General features: G+C 71.3%; 6 protein-coding genes and 1 pseudogene. 1 reads left to right on the top strand and 6 read right to left on the bottom strand.

The features are described 5' to 3' along the window. From HW445_RS14000 to HW445_RS13975, 6 genes and pseudogenes are all read right to left on the bottom strand, one after another. Positions 1-200: pseudogene (locus HW445_RS14000) on the bottom strand (type VI secretion protein); the annotation flags it as partial. 2 nt (positions 201-202) lie between these two features. Then, the gene (locus tag HW445_RS13995) at positions 203-1,624 is read right to left on the bottom strand and encodes an ATP-binding protein (protein WP_180221350.1); all 1,422 of its coding nucleotides are present in this window, start codon (positions 1,622-1,624) and stop codon (positions 203-205) included. 14 nt (positions 1,625-1,638) lie between these two features. Continuing rightward, entirely contained in the window at positions 1,639-3,201 is a 1,563-nt protein-coding gene (locus HW445_RS13990; protein ID WP_180221349.1) for an SCO6880 family protein, read from the bottom strand. Continuing rightward, positions 3,198-4,487: a hypothetical protein gene (locus tag HW445_RS13985; RefSeq protein WP_180221348.1), complete on the bottom strand. Its 1,290-nt coding sequence runs from the start codon at positions 4,485-4,487 to the stop codon at positions 3,198-3,200. The genes HW445_RS13990 and HW445_RS13985 overlap by 4 nt, the downstream gene beginning before the upstream one ends. Beyond that, entirely contained in the window at positions 4,477-5,253 is a 777-nt protein-coding gene (locus HW445_RS13980) for a hypothetical protein (RefSeq protein WP_180221347.1), read from the bottom strand. Before HW445_RS13980 ends, HW445_RS13985 begins: the two co-directional genes overlap by 11 nt. Before the next feature lie 229 nt (positions 5,254-5,482). Next, a complete protein-coding gene (locus tag HW445_RS13975; RefSeq protein WP_151774240.1) occupies positions 5,483-5,791 on the bottom strand; it encodes a hypothetical protein in 309 nt (102 codons plus the stop codon). A gap of 483 nt (positions 5,792-6,274) precedes the next feature. On the opposite strand from HW445_RS13975, the gene HW445_RS13970 reads away from it, so the two are divergent. Then, the coding region (locus HW445_RS13970) for a serine/threonine-protein kinase (RefSeq protein ID WP_180221346.1) at positions 6,275-7,070 on the top strand (796 nt) is incomplete at its 3' end.

Here is a 7,070-nt window from a genome sequence, read left to right as displayed (position 1 = left end):
GGGCTGCGCGTGAAGGTGACCGCGTCCGGCCAGGCCCCGTGGGCGAACAGGGCGGCCAGGCCGGTCGCCGTCCACACCAGCAGGGTGAGGCCGAGCAGGAAGGCGAGCAGACCGACCAGCAGCCCGTCCGGGACGCCGCCCTGACCGCCCGGCCCGCCCCGGCCGCCCGGCGTGGCGTTGCGCTTCTCCTCGGGCGGCACCGTCAGGCCACCGACGACTTGGACTCGGGGTACTGGTGCTGCATAAAGGCGGTCGCCCTCTCCTCCGCTTCCAGTTCCGCCGCTCGCAGGGCCTCGGACAGCTCCTCCTCGGCCAGGTCGCTGGCCGACTCGGTCATGGCGCGGTCGGTGAAGACCAGCGGGCGTTCGCTCTCGGTCACCAGGTGCTTGACCACCTGGACGTTGCCGTTGACGTCCCACACCGCGATGCCGGGCGTCAGGGTGGGGATGATCTCGACCGCCCACCGGGGCAGGCCCAGCACACGGCCGGTGGCGCGGGCCTCGTCGGCCTTCTGGGCGTAGATGGTGCGCGTGGAGGCCATCTTCAGGATCGCCGCGGCCTCCTTGGCGGCGGCGCCGTCCACCACGTCGGAGAGGTGGTGGACCACGGCGACGAAGGACAGGCCGAGGCGGCGGCCGAACTTCAGCAGGCGCTGGAAGAGCTGCGCCACGAACGGGCTGTTGATGATGTGCCAGGCCTCTTCCACCAGGAAGATGCGCTTCTTGCGGTCGGGCCGGATCCAGGTGTGCTCCAGCCACACGCCGACGATCGCCATCAGGATCGGCATCGCGATCGAGTTGCGGTCGATGTGCGAGAGGTCGAAGACGATCAGTGGCGCGTCCAGGTCGATGCCGACCGTGGTGGGGCCGTCGAACATGCCGCGCAGGTCGCCGTCGACCAGGCGGTCGAGGACCAGCGCCACGTCCAGGCCCCACGCGCGGACGTCCTCCAGGGCGACGTTCATCGCCTCCGCGGACTCCGGCTTGGGATGGCGGAGCTGCTCGACGATGTCGGTGAGCACCGGCTGGCGGGCCGTGATGGTGGCGTTGACGTAGGCGTGGGCCACCTTGAGGGCGAAGCCGGCGCGCTCGTCGAGGCCGTGGCCCATGGCCACCTCGATGATGGTGCGCAGCAGCGCCAGCTGGCCGGTCGAGGTGATCGCCGGGTCCAGCGGGTTGAGGCGGATGCCGTGGTCGAGGGCGGCGGTCGGGTCCAGGCGGATGGGGGTTATGCCGAGTTCCTGGGCGACCAGGTTCCATTCGCCGACGCCGTCCTCGCCCTGGGCGTCCAGGACGACGACCTGACGGTCGCGGAAGCGGAGCTGGCGCAGGACGTAGGTCTTCTCCAGCGCGGACTTGCCGTTGCCGGACTCGCCCAGCACCAGCCAGTGCGGGGCGGGCAGCTGCTGGCCGTAGAGCTGGAACGGGTCGTAGATGTAGCCCTTGCCGGAGTACACCTCGCGGCCGATGATCACACCGGAGTCGCCGAGTCCGGGCGCGGCGGTGGGCAGGTAGACGGCCTGCGCCTGGCCGGTGGAGGTGCGCACCGGCAGACGGGTCGTCTCCACCTTGCCGAACAGGAACGACGTGAAGGCTTCCGTGAGGACGGACAGCGGGTCCCGCATCAGAGCATCAGCCCCTACCTTCGGATTCCGGTCGCGAATGGCAGCGTGTTGACGAAGGCGCGGTGGTGCTCGCGGTCGCACCACTCGAGCTTGAGGTACGACTTGCCGGCCGACGCGCGGATGGTGCGCTTGTCCCGGGCGAGCGCCTCGGGGCTGCGGGAGGAGACGGTGATCCAGCCGACCAGGTTGACGCCCGCGGCGCCGCTGGCGAGGTCCTCGCCGCGCTGGTCGAGGCGGGAGTGGGCGGCCATGTCGCGGGGGTCGACGGTGCGGTTCATCTTGGCGGCGCGGCTGGCCTCGGCCTCGTCGTTGGTCTTCTCGGTCAGCATCCGCTCGATGGCGACCTCGGTGGGCTCGAGGTCCATGGTGACGGCGACCGTGCGGATCACGTCGGGGGTGTGGACCAGGAGCGGGGCGAGGAAGTTGACGCCGACCGGGGTCATCGGCCACTCCTTGACCCAGGCGGTGGCGTGGCACCAGGGGTCGCGGGTGGAGGACTCGCGGGTCTTCGCCTGGAGGTAGTTGGGCTCGCGGGCGTCCAGCTCGGCCGGCCAGGCGTTGCGCTTGGACATCGCCTGGATGTGGTCGATCGGGTGGTCCGGGTCGTACATGGAGTGGATCAGCGACGACAGGCGGGCCTGGCCGAGCGGCTGGCGGACCCGGATGTCGGCCTCCTGGAGGCGCGAGCAGATGTCGGTCAGCTCCCTGGCCATCACGACGGCGAGGCCGCCGTCCTTGTCCAGCTTGCGGCCGGGCCCGCGGCGGGCCGCGCGGGCCATGGCGTGCGCCTCGGCCGCCAGTTCGCGGCTGTAGTGCATACAGGCGACCAGGTAGGCGCGGTGCTGCTCGCTGCTGGTGGAGACCATGGACTGGAGCTGGTCGTAGGAGCGGCGCAGCCACTGCGGGGACCGCTCGTCACCGCGCATCGCGACGTCCTTGGCGTGCGCGTCGGGGTCGGCGGGCAGGGTGCGGGCCAGCATCTGGAGGCGGGTGACGAACCCGTCGCCGTTGGCGACGTGCTTCAGCAGGGTGCCGAAGCGGTCGACCAGGGCCTCCTGGTCCTCGCTGTCGCGCAGGCCCACGCCGGGGCCCTCGATCTCGATGGCGGCGGTGACGGTGCGCCGGTCGGCGTGCAGCAGTACGGCGATCTCGTCGGGACCGAAGGGCGCGGACAGCCAGGTGATGCGGCCGATGCCGGGGGGCGGGCCGACCTCGACCTGACGCCCGTCGAGCCGGGTGCCCGCCTCCATGGCGGCGGAGCGGTAGACGGCGTTGGGGCCGCGGACCGTGCGCTTGTAGCTGCGGTTGATCTCGAACCACTTGTAGATCGTGCGGCCCTTGTACGGCACGTACACCGCGGCGATCGACAGCATGGGGAAGCCGGCCAGCAGGACGATCCGCAGGGTGAGCAGCGGAACCAGCAGACCGCACATCATGCCGAGGAAGGCCCCGGCGATGATCAGGGCGATCTCGCCGGTCTCCCGGTTGCGGCCGATGATCGCGTTGGGGCGGGCGCGGCCGATCAGATACGTACGGCGGGGCGCGACCGGGTGGGGGACCTGTGCGTGGGTCGTCAACGCGCTTCACCTCCTGTGCGGTTGGTGCGGCTGTCAGAGGCGTGGGGGCTGCCCGCCGGGGCGGTGGGACTCGCCGGGCGGGGAGCGGGGGCGGTGGCCGCGGCCCCGCCGCGGGACCCGTGGGCGGCGACGCCGCCGGAGACCTGGTTGGCGGGGCGCGGCGCGCCGCCGCCGTTGTCGGCGCGGCTGGAGTGCGTCTTGATGCCCTGGGCGACCAGGGTGGCCGGGGAGCTGATCACCGCGGCGGCCTTGCTCTCGGCGCCCTGCATCAGGCGGTTGTTGCGGCTGTTGGCGATCTCGTCGCCGAAACCGGGGACGAAGCGGTAGATCATCGCGCTGGCGAAGATGGCCAGCAGGATGATCGCCAGGCCGGAGACGATCGCGGCCAGCTCGTCGGGACCGTCGTCGCCGGCGAGCGCTCCGGCCAGGCCGAGGACGATCACGATGACGGGCTTCACCATGATGACGGCGATCATGATGCCGGCCCAGCGGCGGACGTGGCCCCACAGGTTCTTGTCGACGAGGCCCGCGTAGACGACGACGCCGAGCAGCGCGCCGACGTAGAGCAGGACGGCGCGGAGGTAGAGCTCCAAGTAGAGGAGACCGGCGGCGACGATGGAGACCAGGGAGACCAGGATCAGCATGATCGGGCCGCCGCCCATGTCGTCGCCCTTCTTGAGGGCGTCGGAGAAGGTGCCGAAGAAGGCGTCGGTCTGGTCGCCGGTGGCACCGGCCAGGACGTCGGTGACGCCGTCGGTCGCGGAGACCACGGTGTAGAGGATCAGCGGGGTGAACGCGCTGGCGAGCACGGTCAGCCAGAGGAAGCCGACGGCTTCGCCGAGCGCGGTGGACAGCGGGACGCCGCGGACCGCGCGCTTGGCCACGGCGAGCAGCCACAGGACCAGCGTGAGGATGGTCGAGGCGGCGAAGACGACGGCGTACTGCTTGAGGAACTGCGGGTTGGTGAAGTCGACGGTGGCCGTCTCCTGGACGAGCTCGCTGAGCTTGGTGACGGTCCAGGAGGCGGCGTCGGCGAAGCCCCTTGCGAGGGAGGCGAGGGGGTCCAGGGCGGTGGTGGGGTCGCCGGGCACGCTGTTTGGGCCCACGCCGCCACCGCTGCCGCCGCCCTCGCCGCGTTCGCAATAGTCCTTGGCGGGGCCGACGATCAGGTCGCAGTTGTCCTCTGCCGGAGTGGGCGAAGGCGCGGCCACGGCACGGGACGTGAACAGATGGAGGGGGGCCATGACGCCGGTGAGGGTGAGCACGCGTCGAGAGCTACCGGGCATAGGTGAACCCTCCGAATTCGTCCACGGCCTTCGAGATCTGCTCGGCGGTGGCGACCTTGTTGTCGGAGTTGACGGGGGCGGGACCCTCCTTCTGGGCGAAGCTTTCGACCTTCCAGTCGTCTTCGGCCCAGCGCAGCCCGAGTTCCATGGTGAACCAGTCGTTGGTGACAGGGTTGACCGAGCTGTCGCCGGCCGTGCCGAACACGCCTGTGCACCAGACCTCGACGGTGGCCCGGTCACCCTGGTGGTCGGTCACCTTGGTTCCGACGGGCACGGTGCGGGAGATGTAGGTCTGTCCCGGAGCGGGATTGCCGTTCTCGTCGAGCCCGACCTGTTCGAGGAACGTGACGTCGTAGGCCGCGTCGAACTTCGCCGCGAGCGCTTCCTGCTTCTCGGCCACGAAGAGCCGCTGGACGATTTCCGCCCGCTGGGCGGGCTTGAGGATGTCCGCCGACACCAGGGTGACCGCGTAGTTCGCCGCCGCGCTCTGGGCGCCCTGCTCGTCGTGGGCGAACCCCGAGGCGACCGGTCGCTCGCCCGTGGGGGCGGTCGGGGACGTGGCGGGGGCGTTGTCGCCGCCGGCGGTGTCGTCGCTGTCACGGTTGGCGAAGGCGATCGCGGCGATGAGCAGGACGATCACGCCCACGCCCGTCACCAGGCCGCGTGAGGACCTGCCGCCGCCACGCCCCCTGCGCGGCGGCAGCTCGTTCCGCTCCGGCATGCGGGTGCGCGTCTGACCGTCGCCGTAGTCGTCCCCGAGACTCATGCGCCGTTCGCCCCTTCGGTCGCGCCGTACGGGAGTTCGTCGTACTGGAACGTGCCAAGGTACGACGGTAGTCCTCCTGGACCCCGATCGGGCGCGGTGTGGTGACTGGACATCAGGGTGACGCATCCTCAGCCGGTGGGACAGCGGACATGTGGGGGTCTCGGAAGCATCCGGGGGCGCTCCGGCCGGGACTGGACGGGGTGCCGTGCGCGGGGTGGTCCGGGCCCGGCTAGACGGCCATGCCGTAGACGATGGTGAACAGCGTGCCGAGTGAGCCGATGATGAAGACGCCGGTGAGGCCGGCGATGATGAGGCCCTTGCCCTGTTCCGCGCTGAACGTGTCGCGCAGTGCGGTGGCGCCGATGCGCTGCTTGGCGGCGCCCCAGATGGCGATGCCGAGGCAGAGCAGGATGGCGATGGCCATGACCACTTCGATCATCACCTTCGCCTCGCCGCCCAGGCTGCCGAAGGGGCCCCAGTCCGGAGCGATCCCGCCGATGATGGTGGTGATGTCTCCCTCGTCAGCTGCAAGAAGCATGTAACTCACCGCCCCTGTTGGGTAGTTCCGCGTGGCCTCCGCCGGGTTGCGGAGGACAGGCCTCATTGTCGCCGACGATGACGTGCTGTCATGTCGACTTGGCGTCATTGCGTGGCTGGTTTTGTGTGGCTGTTATGAGGCCGGGGCGACGGGATGCGGTAAAAGTCGCCCCGTTCTGACGGCCAGTAATCATATGATCACTTTGTGTATCACGGTCAGGCGCGATGGGCAATGATCGAGACCGCTCGGGTCGGCGCGGCGCACGGGTGGGGCACCGGCGCGTGCCCCGCTCGGCCGTGCCGGGCGCGACGCGTTCCGGCCGGCGGTGACGGGCACGGGGGTGTGCGGCGCGGCGCGGACGCGGCGGCCCCGGGGGCGTTCGGTGCGGGGCACGGGCGGTGTCCAGGGAGGCAGGGGGCGCACGGCTCCGCGGGATGTCCGTCCCCTCCGCATCGCCGGGCCGTCTGTGGCACTGTCTTGTCCGTGGACGAGTTGAGGGTGAACGACCCGACGGCACTGGGCCCTTACGTCCTTCATGCCCGGCTGGGGGCGGGAGGCATGGGCCAGGTGTACCTCGGCAGGTCGCCGGGTGGCCGCCTGGTGGCCCTCAAGGTCGTGCGGGAGGAGATCACCGGGCATCCCGAGGCGCTGCTGCGCTTCCGGCGTGAGGTCGAGACGGCCCGGGCGGTCCGCAGCGCCTACACGGCCAACCTGATCGACGCCTCCCTGGACGAGGCGCCGTACTGGCTGGCGACGGAGTACGTCCAGGGCCCCACGCTGAGCGCGGCCGTCGCCGAGCGGGGACCGCTGCCCGCGGAGACCTGCCGGGGCCTCTTCGCCGCGCTGGCCGAGGGGCTGGCGGCGGTGCACGCGTGCGGGGTCACGCACCGGGACCTGAAGCCGCAGAACGTGATCCTGTCCCAGCGGGGCCCGCAGCTGATCGACTTCGGCATCGCGCGCGGCGCGGAGCAGACCGCCGTCACCGAGGACGGGGCGTCGGGCCCCGGGACGCCGGGCTTCACCGCGCCCGAGGTGCTGATGCGTAACGAGGTCGGGCCCGCCGCCGACGTCTTCGCCCTCGGGGCCACGATCGCGTACGCGGCCACCGGGCGGCCGCCCTTCGGTACCGGACCCGCGGCGAGCGTCGGCTACCGCGCGGTCTACGAGCCGATCGACCTCGCGGGCGTCGAGGAGGGCCTCGCGGCGCTGGTGCAGGCGTGCGTGGCGAAGGATCCCGCCGCCAGACCGTCGCCGGCCCAGGTGATCGAGCGCTGCGCCG

Source organism: Streptomyces sp. UH6 (genome assembly GCF_013421635.1).
Classification (GTDB): domain Bacteria; phylum Actinomycetota; class Actinomycetes; order Streptomycetales; family Streptomycetaceae; genus Streptomyces; species Streptomyces abyssomicinicus.
The sequence above is the reverse complement of the archived record's forward strand: the minus strand, read 5'-3'. Positions and strand labels throughout refer to the sequence as shown.